This is a genomic window from Frankia sp. BMG5.60, assembly GCF_059428125.1.
On the sequence record NZ_CM182091.1, the window covers coordinates 4,974,980 to 4,989,027 of the forward strand.

12 protein-coding genes and 1 tRNA gene are annotated in these 14,048 nt (G+C 72.8%); 3 read left to right on the forward strand and 10 right to left on the reverse strand.

The genetic code is table 11. The features are described from left to right. Nucleotides 1-4 precede the first annotated feature (4 nt). A complete protein-coding gene (locus AC5R91_RS20485) occupies nt 5-397 on the reverse strand; it encodes a RidA family protein (RefSeq protein ID WP_495392942.1) in 393 nt (130 codons plus the stop codon). Nucleotides 398-539: 142 nt separating this feature from the next. Then, complete coding sequence (locus tag AC5R91_RS20490) at nt 540-800, reverse strand: cell division protein CrgA (protein WP_041939973.1); 261 nt, start codon at nt 798-800, stop codon at nt 540-542. Between the two features lie 489 nt (nt 801-1,289). On the opposite strand from AC5R91_RS20490, the gene AC5R91_RS20495 reads away from it, so the two are divergent. After that, entirely contained in the window at nt 1,290-2,174 is an 885-nt protein-coding gene (locus AC5R91_RS20495) for a DUF881 domain-containing protein (RefSeq protein ID WP_495392943.1), read from the forward strand. A 70-nt stretch (nt 2,175-2,244) separates the two neighbouring features. On the opposite strand, the gene AC5R91_RS20500 is transcribed toward AC5R91_RS20495, so the two are convergent. The 8 genes from AC5R91_RS20500 to AC5R91_RS20535 are packed head-to-tail and all read right to left on the reverse strand — an operon-like array spanning nt 2,245 to nt 12,928. Continuing rightward, nucleotides 2,245-2,895, reverse strand: a complete 651-nt coding sequence (locus AC5R91_RS20500; RefSeq protein WP_044886101.1) for an aminodeoxychorismate/anthranilate synthase component II — start codon at nt 2,893-2,895, stop codon at nt 2,245-2,247. 46 nt (nt 2,896-2,941) lie between these two features. Next, complete coding sequence (gene pknB / locus AC5R91_RS20505) at nt 2,942-5,041, reverse strand: Stk1 family PASTA domain-containing Ser/Thr kinase (RefSeq protein WP_495392944.1); 2,100 nt, start codon at nt 5,039-5,041, stop codon at nt 2,942-2,944. After that, nucleotides 5,038-6,684 (reverse strand): serine/threonine-protein kinase, encoded by a 1,647-nt coding sequence (locus tag AC5R91_RS20510; protein WP_495392945.1) that lies wholly within the window; start codon nt 6,682-6,684, stop codon nt 5,038-5,040. The genes pknB and AC5R91_RS20510 overlap by 4 nt, the downstream gene beginning before the upstream one ends. Beyond that, nucleotides 6,681-8,126 (reverse strand): peptidoglycan D,D-transpeptidase FtsI family protein, encoded by a 1,446-nt coding sequence (locus AC5R91_RS20515; RefSeq protein ID WP_495392946.1) that lies wholly within the window; start codon nt 8,124-8,126, stop codon nt 6,681-6,683. The genes AC5R91_RS20510 and AC5R91_RS20515 overlap by 4 nt, the downstream gene beginning before the upstream one ends. Further along, entirely contained in the window at nt 8,123-9,619 is a 1,497-nt protein-coding gene (locus tag AC5R91_RS20520) for an FtsW/RodA/SpoVE family cell cycle protein (protein ID WP_495392947.1), read from the reverse strand. The genes AC5R91_RS20515 and AC5R91_RS20520 overlap by 4 nt, the downstream gene beginning before the upstream one ends. A gap of 13 nt (nt 9,620-9,632) precedes the next feature. Continuing rightward, on the reverse strand, nt 9,633-11,060 hold the full coding sequence (locus AC5R91_RS20525; protein WP_495392948.1) for a Stp1/IreP family PP2C-type Ser/Thr phosphatase: 1,428 nt from the start codon (nt 11,058-11,060) through the stop codon (nt 9,633-9,635). Continuing rightward, nucleotides 11,057-11,554 carry an FHA domain-containing protein FhaB/FipA gene (locus tag AC5R91_RS20530; RefSeq protein ID WP_495392949.1) on the reverse strand — a complete coding sequence of 166 codons (498 nt, stop codon included), beginning with the start codon at nt 11,552-11,554 and terminating at the stop codon, nt 11,057-11,059. The genes AC5R91_RS20525 and AC5R91_RS20530 overlap by 4 nt, the downstream gene beginning before the upstream one ends. Nucleotides 11,555-11,560: 6 nt before the next feature. Then, nucleotides 11,561-12,928, reverse strand: coding sequence for an FHA domain-containing protein (locus AC5R91_RS20535; RefSeq protein ID WP_495392950.1), 1,368 nt, complete (start codon nt 12,926-12,928; stop codon nt 11,561-11,563). 160 nt (nt 12,929-13,088) lie between these two features. Here AC5R91_RS20535 and AC5R91_RS20540 point away from each other — a divergent pair. Both AC5R91_RS20540 and AC5R91_RS20545 read left to right on the forward strand, forming a co-directional pair. Then, nucleotides 13,089-13,171, forward strand: a tRNA-Leu gene (locus AC5R91_RS20540). Nucleotides 13,172-13,687: 516 nt separating this feature from the next. Beyond that, the gene (locus tag AC5R91_RS20545) at nt 13,688-13,999 is read left to right on the forward strand and encodes a DUF6458 family protein (RefSeq protein WP_495392951.1); all 312 of its coding nucleotides are present in this window, start codon (nt 13,688-13,690) and stop codon (nt 13,997-13,999) included. Nucleotides 14,000-14,048: the final 49 nt, after the last annotated feature.

The following is a 14,048-nucleotide window of genomic DNA, read 5'->3' on the forward strand; positions in this document are numbered from 1 at the left end:
CGCCCTACCCAATCCCGATTATCGCCTCGGCTTCCACCTCGACGACCCAACGCCGGTCGAGCGGGCCGGCGACCACAACCATGGTGGCGGCCGGACGGGTCGCCGCGAACAGCTCCCGGTGGACCGTGCCCACCGCCGCGGCGTGCTGCGTACCGGTGAGGAACATGCGGGTGCGGGTGACGTCGTGCAGGCTCGCCCCGGCCTGCGCCAGCGCGGCGCCGATGAGCTCGAAGCAGCGCCGGGCCTGCGCCTGCGCGTCCGCGGCCACCGTTCCGTCCGGCCAGACGGGGCCCGTACCACTGACGAACACCCGGTCACCGACCCGGACAGCCCGGGAGAACCCGATGGTCGCCTCGAACGGGGATGTTCCGGCGATGAGCTGACGATCGGTATGCATGAGGTCGCTTTTCGTCAGTGGCGCGAGGGGGTTGATATCCACACTTGTGGACAACGGTTGTGGATAAATGACACCGCTGGAAGTCCGGCCGGGCGCGTCCGGGGCACCGGCCGGAACGACCGCCGGCTCGACAGATATCCGGCTAGCGCCACTGGGTCGACACGGCGAGGCCGACGACGACAAAGCCGAACCCAATGAGGATGTTCCAGCCGCCCAACCCCTCCATTCCCAGCACGCCGCCGTTGGAGAAGTAGTAGACGAGCAGGTAGGCGATCCCGATGAGGAAGAAGGCCAGGATGAGCCCGCCGAACCAGGGCGGGGACGGTGGCCTGCTGCGGCGGGTCTGGCTGGCGTTGACGCTCGGCGTCGGCTTCTTCGGCTTGCGACGTCGTGACTCGGGCACTGCGGGACTCCTCGGCTGGCCGTGCGTGGACGAGCGGCGACCGCCGCCGCCCTCCCGGTTCGGCGGGTGGCGGTCCCGCACTGGGCAACAGGTTAGACGGCGGGCAGCAGGTAAACGGCGGGCAACAGGTTAGACGGCGGGCAGCAGGTTAGACGGCGGGCAACAGGTTAGACGGCGGCCAGCAGGGTGGACAGCGGGACGGTGAACACACCGGCCGCGTACCGGCGTGCGGGATTCTCACCTGCGACGGGGCCCGGCGATCACCGCGACGTGGCATCGCGGGTGTCGCCGGCCGCGTAGCCTGCGGCAAGAGGCGATACCTCCGACGCGGCGGACGGATCGCCCGGCCGGGACTGTGATGGCGTGTCCGCACGCCGTCGACCGGCGATCCGCCGACATGCGGACGCGCCGCCCGCCCGGCGCGTCGGAGAGGCCGGCGCCACGGTGGGTTGGGCGTTCAGCGGGCGTCGAACGGCGAGCGCGGGTCGGGTGTTCCGTGCGGGCCGGTCGCCTGGGTTCGGTCGGCTGGCCGGCGTGCTGGCGGGTGGACGGCGGGCTCGGCGGCTGACGGCGATCTGGCTGGTGTGCTGCCTCGGCCTGCTGGCCGGCGCCGCCGCCAGCGCCGGACCGTTCGCCGATCCGCCCAGCCTGCGTGACTCCCCGGCCGCGGCCGCCCTGGGGCCCGGCGGTATCGCCGAGGTTGTGGGGAACGAGTCGGAGCGGGTCGCGGCGCGGCGCCGCGCAGTGGCCGAGGACTCCCATCGGCCCGCGGCAGTCGCCGCGACCGACCCGACCGCGAGCGGGCTGGCCGCGGACGGTTCGGCGGCGCGCGGATCGGCCACGGAGTCGGGCGGGTCGCCGGGAGCCGGCGAGGGGCCGGTCGCGGGCCTGGCGGAGGCCGCCGGGCTGGCGCCGGTGCACGGGCCGGCGCTGACCGTGGAGCTCGACGACGCGCCGCGGGAGAGTCGCCGCGGCCCCTATCCGTCGGGGATCCCCGCTCCGGGGCCGGACGATCTGGTCGTGCACCAGCAGGACGTGCAGGCGGTCGTGAACGCGCTGTGGGCCGGCGGCGCAGAGGCGATGACGATAATGGGTCGGCGGGTCACCGCCCTGACGGCCGTCCGGTGCGTGGGCAACACGCTGCTACTGCATGGCGAGGTCTTCTCACCGCCGTTCCGGATCACCGCGATCGGCGGCGTCGCCGCCCTGCGCGCGGCGCTTCGCGACAGCCCGCAGATCGCGATCTACCAGCAGTATGTCGCCGCCTACCGGCTGGGCTACCGCATCGGCGAGGTCGCGGACGTCGGGATGCCCGCATACGACGGGCCGCTGACCTTCGCCCACCCGGGCGACCCGGCGGGCCGGGCGGACTGAGGGAGTCGTCGAGGCTGAGTCGGCCGCCGTCACGGGGGCGGATGGCGGTCGAGTCGATGTGGCGGGTGGCTCAGGCGAAGGCGGCCGCTCGCAGCGTCTCGACCTCGGCGGACAGCTCGGGTGCCAGCCGGCGCGCGGCGCCGCCGTCGCCGCACTGGTCGAGCCAGCGGGCCAGGATCAGGTGGCCGCCCTGGGTCAGCACCGACTCGGGGTGGAACTGCACGCCCTCGAGTGGCAGCTCGCGGTGGCGCAGCGACATCACCACGCCGCTGTCGGTCCGGCCGGTCACCTCGATCTCGGCCGGCAGAGTGCTCTCCTCCACGGCCAGCGAGTGGTAGCGGGTCGCGATGAACGGCGACGGCAGGTCCGCGAGGACGCCGACGCGGTCGTGGTGGACCTGGGAGGTCTTGCCGTGCAGCAGCTCCGGCGCGCGGTCGACCGTCGCCCCGAACGCGACGCCGATCGCCTGGTGCCCCAGGCACACCCCGAGCAGGGGGGTGCCGCGCCGGGCGCACTCGCGCACCATCGGGATGCTCACTCCGGCCGCCTCGGGCGTGCCCGGCCCCGGGGACAGCAGCACGCCGTCGACGCCGAGGTCGCCGAGCTCCGCCGGCGTGATCTCGTCGTTGCGGCGCACCACGCACTCGGTGTCGAGCTGGCCGAGGTACTGGACGAGGTTGAAGACGAACGAGTCGTAGTTGTCGACCACCAGGATCCGCATCAGCACGCCACCTCCGGCGAGTTCGGGGCGAGTTCGGTCATCGAGCTCACCCGTTCCCGTTCTGTGCCGCGCCGCCACCCGCGCCGGCGCCGGTGCCTGCGGCGCCCGCGCCGCGGTTGGGCGTCCCGCCGTTGCCGGCGGACAGGCCGAGCAGGCCTGTGCGGCTCGGGGTCGGGTTCGGGTTCGGCTGGGTCTGGGTGGCCGCGGGGCTCGGGCTGGCGGTGTCCGGCTGCTCGGTCGGCTGCTGGTCGGTCGGCTGGGTCTGGGTGGGACTCGGCGGCGGGGTCGTCTGGATCTGGGCGGCTGTCGAGAGCTGGACCGTCGACCCGCGGGGGACGTTCCCACCGGAGGGCTGCTGGTCGACCACGGTGCCGGGGGCCACGTTGTTGTTCGCCACCGACTGCTGGGTCGCCTTCAGGCCGAAGCGGCCGAGCTCGGCGACGGCGTTCTCATAGGAGCGGTTGCGCACGTCGGGCACGTTGACGTTGTCGCTGACGACGTTCAGCAGGACGGTGCTGCCGGGCTTGACGGCGGAGCCCACCTGCGGGTCGGTGCTGTCGACCGTGCCGACCTTGTGGCTCGTCGCGTTCGCGTAGGGCACCGAGTTCGGCACCAGGCCGAGCCCACGCAGCTCCGCCTCCGCGGTGGCCTGCGACTTGCCGACGAGGTCGGCCGGGATCGCGACGTCGCCGGCGGCCTTGCCGATCGACAGGGTGACCACCGCGTTGACGTCGACCTGCTTGCCCCCGTCCGGGTCCACCTTGGTGACCCGGCCGGCCATCTCCGGCGCGTCCACCGAGACGATCGTCGGCTTCCCGGTGTAGCCGGCGCTCTGGAGCCGGGCACGGGCGTACTGCTCGGACTGGCCGACGAGATCCTTGGGCATGGTGAACGACTTGGCCGTCTGGTTGCCGTCGCCGCCGCCGAGGAAGGTGGTCGCGAGCAGGACCACCGCGACGAACACGACGACGATGCTCAGGCCGGCGAGGACGTACTTCAACGTCTGGGACCGCTGCTGGTCCGGCACCGCCCGGCGGTCGATGGCGCCGGTGAGGTCGTAGCGGTCGAACGGACCGGTGCCGAACCGGCCGTCGTCGTAGGAATCGTCGCGGTAGGAGGTCGCGTCGTCGCCGAACCGGTCGTCGGGGTAGCGGTCCCGGGTCGGGTAACCAGCCCGGTCGCCCCGACCGAGCAGCGCGGTGCCGGCGGTGGCCGCGGGGCCGAGGGTGGTGGCGGCACCGCTGGCGCCACCACCTCCCATCATCGCCTGCACCCGACGTCCCGCCAACGCCCGTTCCAGATCGTCGCGCATCTCACCCGCGGTGAGGTAGCGGTCGTCCGGGTCCTTCTCCATCGCCTTCAGCACGATCGCGTCGGCCTCGGGGGAGATGTCGCGGTCGTGTGCGGACGGCGGGTCCGGATCCTCCCGGACGTGCTGGTAGGCGACTGCCACCGGGTTGTCCCCGCGGAACGGCGGGGAGCCGGTGAGCAGCTCGTAGAGCAGCACCCCGGTGGTGTAGACGTCGCTGCGGGCGTCGACGCGGGCGCCGCGGGCCTGCTCCGGGGACAGGTACTGGGCGGTGCCGATCACGGCCGCCGTCGCCGTCATCGTCGAGGACGTCGCGGTGGTGGCGCGGGCGATGCCGAAGTCCATCACCTTGACCGAGCCGTCCGGGCTCAGCATCACGTTCGCCGGCTTGATGTCCCGGTGGATGATCCCCATCCGGTGGCTGTAGTCCAGCGCGGCGCAGACGTCGGAGGTGATCTCCATGGCGCGGCGCTCGGTGAAGCGGCCCTCGGCCTGCAGCGCGTCGCGCAGCGTCCGGCCCTCGATGAACTCCATGACGATGTACGGGATGTGGGTCCCGTTGATGACGTCCTCGCCGGTGTCGTACACCGAGACGATCGCCGGATGGTTCAGGGCGGCCGAGGACTGCGCCTCGCGCCGGAACCGGGCGAGGAAGGTGGGGTCGCGGGCGAGGTCCGAGCGCAGCGTCTTGATCGCGACCTCGCGGCCGAGCCGGATGTCGCGGCCGCGGAAGACCTCGGCCATCCCGCCATAGCCGATGCCCGCGCCCAGCTCGTAGCGGCCACCGATGAGCTGCGGCGCCGCGTCGGGCGTGTACATCTCCGTCGCGTCGGTCACGAATACTCCCCCGCCGTCGCCCCTCCCGCGTCGGAGAGCGCCGACCCGGCGTTGCCGCTGACGATTTCATCACCGAATGCGTTTGTATACACCACACCTGGTGGTGTGGCCGCAGAGTTCGATTCGGAGCCTTTGCTGGAGAACAGCTTGTTGGTCACGAAGGCGGTGATGGCCACCGTCAGGACCAGCAGGATGATCAGGACCGGTAGCGGCATCGGCCGCCGGGCCGCCGGACCGGCTCGGCGCCGGGCCGCCCGGCCCGGCCGGGCCGCGTCCGGCTCGCCGGGGCCTGCCGACCCGCCCGGTGGGCGGGACCACGACGGGGGACCCGGTCGGTAGAGCGTGCCCGGGTCGCGGCTGTCGCCGCGGTCGCCCGCCCGGTAGCCCTGCTCCCTGTAGGCGGTCTCGGCGCCGTAGCCGCCCTGCTCGCCCCGATAGTCGGCGTACCCCGTGTCGGGACCGAACGACGGGCTGTGCATCGCCGTCGCGGGCAGCTCGGCGGCGCCATGCGGGGGGCCGGCCGGACCGCCGGGCACCGCCTGGGTCTGGTCCGGCCCGGCGCCGGACCGGCCAGGCCCGCTGGTCCGCCCCGTGGCCGGCGGCGGGGGAGTGACCCAGGAGGGCGGGCGGTTGCGGGAGGTGGGGCGGTGCGGGCGGCTGCCGGGACTCGAGGAGGGCAGGCCGGTGCCCGGGCCGGGATGGCGCGCGGTCGCATCCGCCACGTCGCCGGGGCCCGGCCACCGACCGGAGTCCGAGCTCCACAGGCTGCGCCGGATGCCCGCAGCGGAGCGGGCGAACGCGCCCGCGGAACTCGGCCGGCGCGCCGGGTCCTTGGCCATGGCCGACTCGACCAGGGCTCGCACCTGGTAGGGGACGTCGGCGGGTAGCGGGGGCGGGGTGTCCTGCTGGTGGGCCATCACCACGACGATCGGATTGCGGTCGTCGAAGGGCCGGCGGCCGGCGAGGCACTCGTAGGCGACGACGCCGAGTGAGTAGACGTCGCTGGCCGGCGTTACCGGCCGCCCTGAGGCCTGCTCGGGTGAGACGTAGTACGCCGTGCCCATCATGATGCCGGTGGCGGTCAGCGGGGCGGCGTCCACCGCGCGGGCGATGCCGAAGTCGGTGACCTTGACGGCGCCGTCCGGGCGCAGCAGCAGGTTGCCGGGCTTGACGTCGCGGTGGACGACGCCGAGGGCGTGGGCGGCCTGCAGCGCGTCGGCGGCCTGGCCGAGGATGTCCAGCATCCGCTCGGGCGACAGCCGCTTCTCCCGGTGCAGCGCGGCCGACAGCGGCTCGCCCTCCACCAGCTCCATCACCAGGTAGGCGGTGGGGTAGTCGTCCGCGGTGGCGACCTCGCCGTAGTCGTAGACCGAGGCGACCCCGGGATGCGACAGCCGGGCGGCGTGGCGGGCCTCGCCGCGGAAGCGCACCAGGAACGACTCGTCGCTGGCGTACTCCGGGCGCAGCAGTTTCACCGCGACGGGGCGGCCGAGGGTCTGGTCGAGGCCCCGCCAGACCTCGCCCATGCCGCCCGCGGCGATCCGGCCGTCGAGCCGGTAGCGGTTGTCCAGGACGGTGTTCGGCGAGGCGGCGCCCGCGAACGGCTGCGACGGTGAGGTGGGGTTACCCGGCGAGTTGTTCATGGTGTGTCCAATGCGGCCTGCATGACCTGTTTCGCGACGGGAGCGGCGATGGCACCACCGGTGCTCAGCTCACCCCCGCCGTCCTCGACGATGACGGCGACCGCCACCTTGGGCGCGTCCGACGGGGCGAACCCGACGAACCAGGCGTGCGGCGCCTCGCCTGTGCCGTGCTCCGCGGTTCCGGTCTTCCCTGCGACGGAGACGCCGTCGATGCGCGCCTTGCGGCCCGTTCCCGACGTCACCACGCTCTCCATCATGGTCGTGAGTTCGGCGGCGACGTCGCTGCTCACCGGCTTGCCGAGTTCCTTGGGATCGGTCCGGCTGATCGTCTTCTTGTCCGGGCCGCGCAGCTCGGAGACGAGGTAGGGCTTCATCTCGGTGCCACCGTTGGCGATCGCCGCGACCACCTCCGCCATCTGTAGGGGCGTGACCCGGACGTTGTACTGGCCGATCGCCGACTGCGCTGTCTGCGCGGCGTCGAGCTTGGCCGGGAACACGCTGCGGGCCTGCTGCAACGGGAAGTCGGGGAAGGTCGAGTTCAGGCCGAACGCCTCGGCCTGCTGGCGCAGCGTCTCGGCGCCGAGATCGATGCCGAGCTGCGCGAAGGCGGTGTTGCAGGAGATCGTCAGCGCGTGGATGAGGGTGTCGGTCTCACCGTCGCCGCACCGCTCGCCGCCGAAGTTCGGCAGCCGCACCGTGCTCAGCGGCAACGCGAGCTCGTCGGGCGCCGGGATGCGGTCGTCGGGGTGGCGGTCGTGCGACAGCGCCGCCGCGGCGGTGATGAGCTTGAACGTCGAACCCGGCGGATAGGTCTGCTGCGTCGCCCGGTTCAGCAGCGGCTGGGCCGGGTCGCCGGAGAGCGCCCCGTAGGCGCCCGTCGCCGTCTTCTCGGTGTGGCTGGCCAGTGGGCTCGGGTCGTAGGACGGGCTGGTCACCATCGCCAGGATGGCGCCGGTGGACGGGTCCAGCGCCACCACGGCGCCCTTGCGGCCGCCCAGCGCCTGCGCGGCGGCCTGCTGGACCGCGGGCAGGATCGTGGTGACCACGGTGCCGCCGCGGCGCTGCTTGTTGGTGAACAGCCCGGTCACCCGGCTGGCCAGCAGCCGGTCGTCGTCGCCGGAGAGGAACACGTCCTGGGAGCGCTCCAGCCCGGCGGCGGTGAACAGCGTGTAGTAGCCCGTGATGTCGGAGTAGAGCGTTCCGGCCGGGTACTGCCGCTGGAACTTGTACTGGTCGTTCGACGGAGTCGACCGGGCGATCTCCACGTCGCCGGCCAGGATCGCCCCGCGCTCGCGTTCGAGCCGTTCGGTGATCTGGCGGCCGTTGGTCGGCTGGGTCTTGAGGTCGCTCGCCTCGCCGACCTGCAGCCAGTTCGCGTTCACCAGCAGCGCGGCGAACAGGACCAGGCAGGCGATGGCGACCTTGCGCACCGGGCGGTTCATGTCGTCTTCACCACCTGGGTGGGGCTGTCGGCGACCGCGCCCGGATCGAACAGCGGGGCGTCCGACGCCGGCTCGGGCGCGCGGCGCGCGCTGTCACTGACCCGCAACAGCAACGCGATGATCGCGGCGTTGGCCACGATGGACGACCCACCATAGGAGACGAACGGCAGGGTGAGCCCGGTCAGTGGGATGAGTCGCATCACCCCGCCGACCTGCACGAACACCTGGAGCGCCAGGGTGAACGACAGCCCGGTGGCCAGCAGCTTGCCGAAGGCGTCCTTCGCGCCGAGGGCCGCGCGCATGCCGCGCAGCACGATCAGCGCGTACAGCGTCAGGATCGCCATCACCCCGGTGAGGCCCAGCTCCTCGCCGAGGCTGGCCATGATGAAGTCGGTGTTGGCGAAGGGCACCTTCTGCGGATGGCCCTCGCCGAGGCCGGTGCCGGTGAGTCCGCCGGCCGCGAACCCGTACAGGCCCTGCACGAGCTGGTAGGAGGTGCTCGACGGGTTGTCCCCGTCGAAGGCGTGCAACCAGCCGTCGACGCGGACCTGGACGTGGCTGAACATGCTGTGCGCGAGCACGGCGCCGATCATGAACAGCACGAACCCGACCAGGAACCACGACGCCCGCTCGGTGGCCACGTAGAGCACGACCATGAACATCCCGAAGAACAGCAGTGAGGAGCCGAGGTCGTTCTGCACGACCAGGATGCCCAGGCTCGCCAGCCACGCCACCAGGACCGGGCCGAGGTCGCGGGCGCGCGGCAGCTTCACGCCGAGCACCGAGCGCGACGCCACGGACAGGACGTCCCGCTTGTTCACCAGGTAGCCGGCGAAGAAGATCAAGATGATGATCTTCGAGACCTCGCTCGGCTGGAACGAGAACGGCCCGACGCGCAGCCAGAGCCGGGCGCCGTTGATGGAGGTGCCGATACCCGGCACGATGGGCAGCAGCAGGCCGACGATGCCGACCAGCCCGGCCGTGTAGGCGTAGCGGGCGAGCTTGCGGTGGTCGCGCACCACCGCCAGCACCAGGACGAAGACGATGACCGCCAGCAGTGTCCAGACGAGCTGCACCTGCGCGGCGCTGGGCGGGATGTGGGTGCCGGCCTGCTTGGCCGCCTGGCTCTTGGCCAGGTCCAGTCGGTAGATCATGACCAGGCCGAGGCCGTTGAGGGCGACGACGACCGGCAGCAGCACCGGGTCGGCGGCCGGCGCGAACCGGCGGACCGCCAGGTGCGCGAGCGCCCACAGGCAGAAGAAGCCCAGGCCGATCGAGAAGATGCCGAGCGAGAGCTCCCCGATGTCGGCGAACGTCAGTGCGGCCAGCGCGCTGGTCGCCAGCACTCCGGCGAAGACCAGCAGGCCGAGCTCGCGGCGCCGGTACGGCGGAAGGTCGGTGCCCTGCGGCAGCGGCAGGCCGGCGAATGTCGCGGTGAGGTCCGCCGACCTCGGCCTGCGCAGCGGAGGAAGGGGTATCGGCGGGCGGGTCATCGCTGGCCTGGGGTCACGGTGACGTGGTGGGTACGGGCGTGCTCGGGCAGCCTGGGACGACGCCGGCGGGGCTCGCGACCTGGCACGCCGCAGGCACCAGCCCGGCGGGGTTCAGCGACGGGGACTTGGGACGGTTGGTCGGGGACGGACTGGGGGTCGCGGTGACCGTCGACCGCGTCGGGGTCGGCGTGTGCAGCCGGGCGATGATCTGCTTCCCCTCGTCCCGGCTGTTGGCCGGGATGCCGCGGCGCACATCGTCCTGGTCGGCCGGGGAGACCTCGGACAGCAGCCGGCCGCCGGGCGAGACCTTCGACGAGAGATGGACGCCGGCGATGCTGCCCTTCACCCCCTGGAACAGGGCCACCCGCCCGTGCTCGTCGACGCCGACGTAGTACTGGCCACGCACGTAGGTCCACCCCGCCGCGGCGCCCGCGACGACGAGGACGAACACGACGGTGGAGACGAACAGGATCCGCCGACCCGAGCGGCGTCGGCCGACCCCGTCCCCGTCCGCGTCGTCGCTCTCGCCGTCGCCGCGGTCGCTGGCCTGCTCCTGGCGGTCCCGGCGGTGGAAGCCCGACCGGCCGATCCGGGCCGCCTTGGCCGCCGCGGACTCGGTGTCCGGGTAGCGCGGGTCGGGCCCGCTGCGCGCGGACGCGGCCCCGGGCACCACCCGCTTCTCCGCCGCGGCACCGGCGACCAGCGGGTAGGGCCGGCCCTCCCCGCGGTCCTCGGAGATGTCGGCGACGACGACCGTGATGTTGTCCGGACCACCGCCCTTGAGCGCCAGGTCGACGAGCTGGTCCACCGCCTCCTGCGGGGTGGGCAGCAGCAGCGTTTCCAGGATCGTCTCCTCGCTGACCACCCCCGACAGACCGTCGGTGCACAGCAGGTAGCGGTCCCCGTCTCGGGCCTGGCGCACCGACAGGTCGGGCTCGACCTCGCGGCCGTCGAGCGCACGCATCAGCAGGGAGCGCTGGGGGTGCGTGTTCGCCTGCTCGGGGGTGATCCGGCCCTGGTCGACGAGGTCCTGTACCAGCGTGTGGTCGTGGGTGACCTGGCTGAGGATGCCCTCGCGCAGCAGGTAGGCCCGCGAATCCCCGACATGCAGGACCCCGAGCATGTCTCCGGAGGAGAGCACCGCGGTCACCGTGGTGCCCATGCCGTCCAGCGCACTGTTCTCCAGCGACATCTCGCGCAACTGACGGTTGGCGTCGCGGACGGCCTCGTTCAGCTCCGTCACGAGGTCGTCGCTGTCGATGTCGTCGTCGAGGTCGGCCAGCCGGGAGATCACCATGGAGCTGGCGACCTCGCCCGCGGCGTGCCCGCCCATGCCGTCGGCCACCGCCAGCAGGCGCTGCCCGGCGTAGGCGGAGTCTTCGTTTCCTTCCCGTACGTGCCCGACATCCGAGCGAACGGCGAAGTGAAGCCTGAGGCTCACCGGTGGAGCTCCAGGACCGTCTTCCCGATCCTGACCGGCGCGCCGAGAGGTACCGGCATGGGACTGGTCACCTTCGAACGGTTGAGGAATGTGCCATTGGTCGAGCCGAGGTCCTCGACGAACCACTGTCCGTCGTGGGGCACGAGTCTCGCATGCCGCCCTGATGCGAAGTCATCCTCGAGGACCAGAGTCGAGTCCTGTGCCCGTCCGATGGTGACAGGCGACGATCCTAGGGGAATCGTTGTGCCTGCCAAGTGCCCCTTGGTCACCACGAGTTTGCTCGGAGACTGTGGCTTGCGTGCCGGTTGGGCTGGGGTCCGGGGGGGTGTCGGCCGCGCCATCGGGGGTGGCTCGCGCCGCTGTTGGCGCTTCGTCGGGCCGAACATGTCCAGCCGGACGGCGCGCACGGCGACCAGGACGAATCCCCACAGCAGGGCGAGAAAACCGATCTTGACGATCAGCAGGACGAGTTCGCTGGGCTCGGTCGGATCCATCGGCCGCTACCAGCCCCGATCCGACCGCGACCGTCCGCGCCCACCGTCGCCGCCCGCCGGCGGGTCGAGCTGGCCCGGCAGGTACGTCTGCGCGTCGTACACGTCGTCCAGCGGTTCGAGGCCGCTGTCGGGCCCCGCCGCGCCGCGGGCGGGCCGGGCCGGCTCGCGGTAGCGGTCGGCGGCATCCTCCCGGTAGGGGTCCGACCGGTGGGGAACGTCGTCGCGGCGGTCCCGCGGATCGCGGCGATACGGGTCGCGCCCGCCGCGTTCCGGTACCGCGTGCTCGGGCCCGGCGTCGCGGCCCGGGTCCCGGGGGCCGGGATCGCGGCGGGCCGGACGAGCCTGGTCACGGGCCCGGCCGACATCCGAGCCCTGGTCGTGCCCGCGCCCGTGGTAGCCGGGGTCGCTGCCCGCCCGGGCGGGGCGCTCCCGGTAGGGATCCGCCGGGTAGGGCTGGCCGCCACGCGGCTCCCGCTCCTCGTACGGCTCCGGCCGTCCGCCGCGCGGGGTCGTGCCACGCCGGTACGGGTCGTCCGGCGGGGGCGTGGGGCGCCGGTCCGGCGGGGCCGTCGTCCGATGCCCGACCCGCTCCGGCGGGGGGGTGGCCCGGGAGGGCGACCGGCCCGCGGCGCTGCCCCGGCCGTCCGCACGGCGGAACACGATGGTCGCGGTGCCGAGCTCGATCCGGTCCCCGCTGACGAGCTTGACCTGGGTGGCCGCGCGGCCGTTGACGAGGCTGCCGTTCGTCGAGCCGGCGTCGACGTAGAGGAACTGCCCGTCCGGCAGCCGGCGGATCTCCCCGTGCCGCCGGGACACCCCGGTGTCGTTCAGACGGATGTCGCACTCGACGCTGCGCCCGATGACGGTGGTCTCGGCGTCCAGGGGGTACTCCCGCTCCCCGCCGCCACCCGTCCCGCCCGGGGCCTTCGTCGTGATCAGTAGATGGGGGGTGCCGGGCGCACTCGGGCGCGGACGGCCGCGGCGCCCGCTGACGACACCCGGGTCCGCCGCCGCCACGCTGCTGCGGATCCGGAAGACGCCGACGTCGAGGTCGGCCGCCTCGGACATCCGGACGGACACCGGGCCGACGAAGGTGTACCGCTGCTCGGCCGCATGCTCGCGGACCATCTCGGCCAGCTCGTCGCACAGCGCCCGGTCATACGGGGAGAGCCGGGCGAAGTCGCCGCTGGCGAGCTCCACCGCGAACTCGTTGGGCACCAGCACGCGGTTGGAACTGACCGCCCGCCGGTCGTCGGTCTCCCGGGCCAGCGCGCTGGCGATCTCCACGGGCTCGACCCCGCCCTTGAACACCTTGGCGAACGCACCCTCGACGAGGCCGCCCAGGCGCCGTTCGAAGCGTTGTAGCACGCCCATGCTCGACCTCCCTTCTCCCGGTCTGTGAGATCGTATGCCCCCGGGCGCGGACGCCCCACGGCTCGGCCGCTTGACAGGTCCACCGCGGTGGGCGGCCCCCCGACGCAGCGGACATCTCCGGCGTGATAGCGTGTCCCCTGGTTAAGAGATAGTCCCACTCGGGCGAGTGGCGGAATGGCAGACGCGCACGGTTCAGGTCCGTGTGTCCTAGCGGACGTGGGGGTTCAACTCCCCCCTCGCCCACGTCAGCCCCTACCGGAGCATGCTGCGCCGGTAGGGGCTTCCTTTATTTTGCCGGGGGGGCCGAGCCCCCCCGAACCCCCCACGGTCGTCTGGTCGGGTGGTTAGGTGGGGGGTGGGGGGCGAACTTTGGCACCCCTAAGGCGACCACCCCGTCCAGGCCGCCCCCGCACTAAGAAACTGGCCCAAAGCAGCCATTCCAAGCCGCACAGCAACCGCTCTCGCCCCTGGGGCGCCCCTGCGGCCACACCACTGAGTGCCCCTCGGGGGGTGGGGTCGGGCGGGCGACTGTCGTGAAGTGGACGGCCGATCGTGGCGGTCAGGCAGTGCTGGGCAGTGCAGCACGGGGCTGAGCAGTGCACCGCGGGGCAGCGCAGTGCACCGCGGGGCGGTGTGGGTCGGGGCGGCGGGGATCGGTGTCGGGGTCGTGGCCCGGTGGAGCGCATACCGGATCAGTCGGCGGGTAGGGCGTGATCCGCACGCCTCCGATCGGAGGCCGGGGCGAAGGGAGTGCACCGCATGGGAATCGGTGCCGCCATTCTTCTCATGGCTCTCGGCGCGATCCTGACGTTCGCCGTCGACGTCTCCATCTCGGGTCTCGATCTCGCCGTCGTCGGCGTGGTCCTGATGATCGCCGGTGCGATCGGGCTCGTGGTGGACCTCGCGATCCTCGCGCCGCGGCGGCGGCGGTCCATCGGCGCCGTCCGCGAGGTGGACACCTACGACGCGCCCGCCGCGCCCGCCGCGGCGGGATACCGCCGTCGCAGCACCACCGAGTACTACCCGGACGACGAGCGCACCCCCTACCAGGGCTATCCGCCGGCGCGGTAGGCGATCCGGCCCGACCCCCCCGCGGGTCGGGCCGGCGGGGCGGCGGCGG

What these genes read in the sequence shown, in the direction of transcription:
- AC5R91_RS20520 (WP_495392947.1), bottom strand. Translation starts at nt 9,619, where the DNA reads ATGACCCGCCCGCCGATACCCCTTCCTCCGCTGCGCAGGCCGAGGTCG.
- AC5R91_RS20535 (WP_495392950.1), bottom strand. Translation starts at nt 12,928, where the DNA reads ATGGGCGTGCTACAACGCTTCGAACGGCGCCTGGGCGGCCTCGTCGAG.
- AC5R91_RS20500 (WP_044886101.1), bottom strand. Translation starts at nt 2,895, where the DNA reads ATGCGGATCCTGGTGGTCGACAACTACGACTCGTTCGTCTTCAACCTC.
- AC5R91_RS20530 (WP_495392949.1), bottom strand. Translation starts at nt 11,554, where the DNA reads ATGGATCCGACCGAGCCCAGCGAACTCGTCCTGCTGATCGTCAAGATC.
- AC5R91_RS20545 (WP_495392951.1), top strand. Translation starts at nt 13,688, where the DNA reads ATGGGAATCGGTGCCGCCATTCTTCTCATGGCTCTCGGCGCGATCCTG.
- AC5R91_RS20510 (WP_495392945.1), bottom strand. Translation starts at nt 6,684, where the DNA reads ATGAACAACTCGCCGGGTAACCCCACCTCACCGTCGCAGCCGTTCGCG.
- AC5R91_RS20485 (WP_495392942.1), bottom strand. Translation starts at nt 397, where the DNA reads ATGCATACCGATCGTCAGCTCATCGCCGGAACATCCCCGTTCGAGGCG.
- AC5R91_RS20515 (WP_495392946.1), bottom strand. Translation starts at nt 8,126, where the DNA reads ATGAACCGCCCGGTGCGCAAGGTCGCCATCGCCTGCCTGGTCCTGTTC.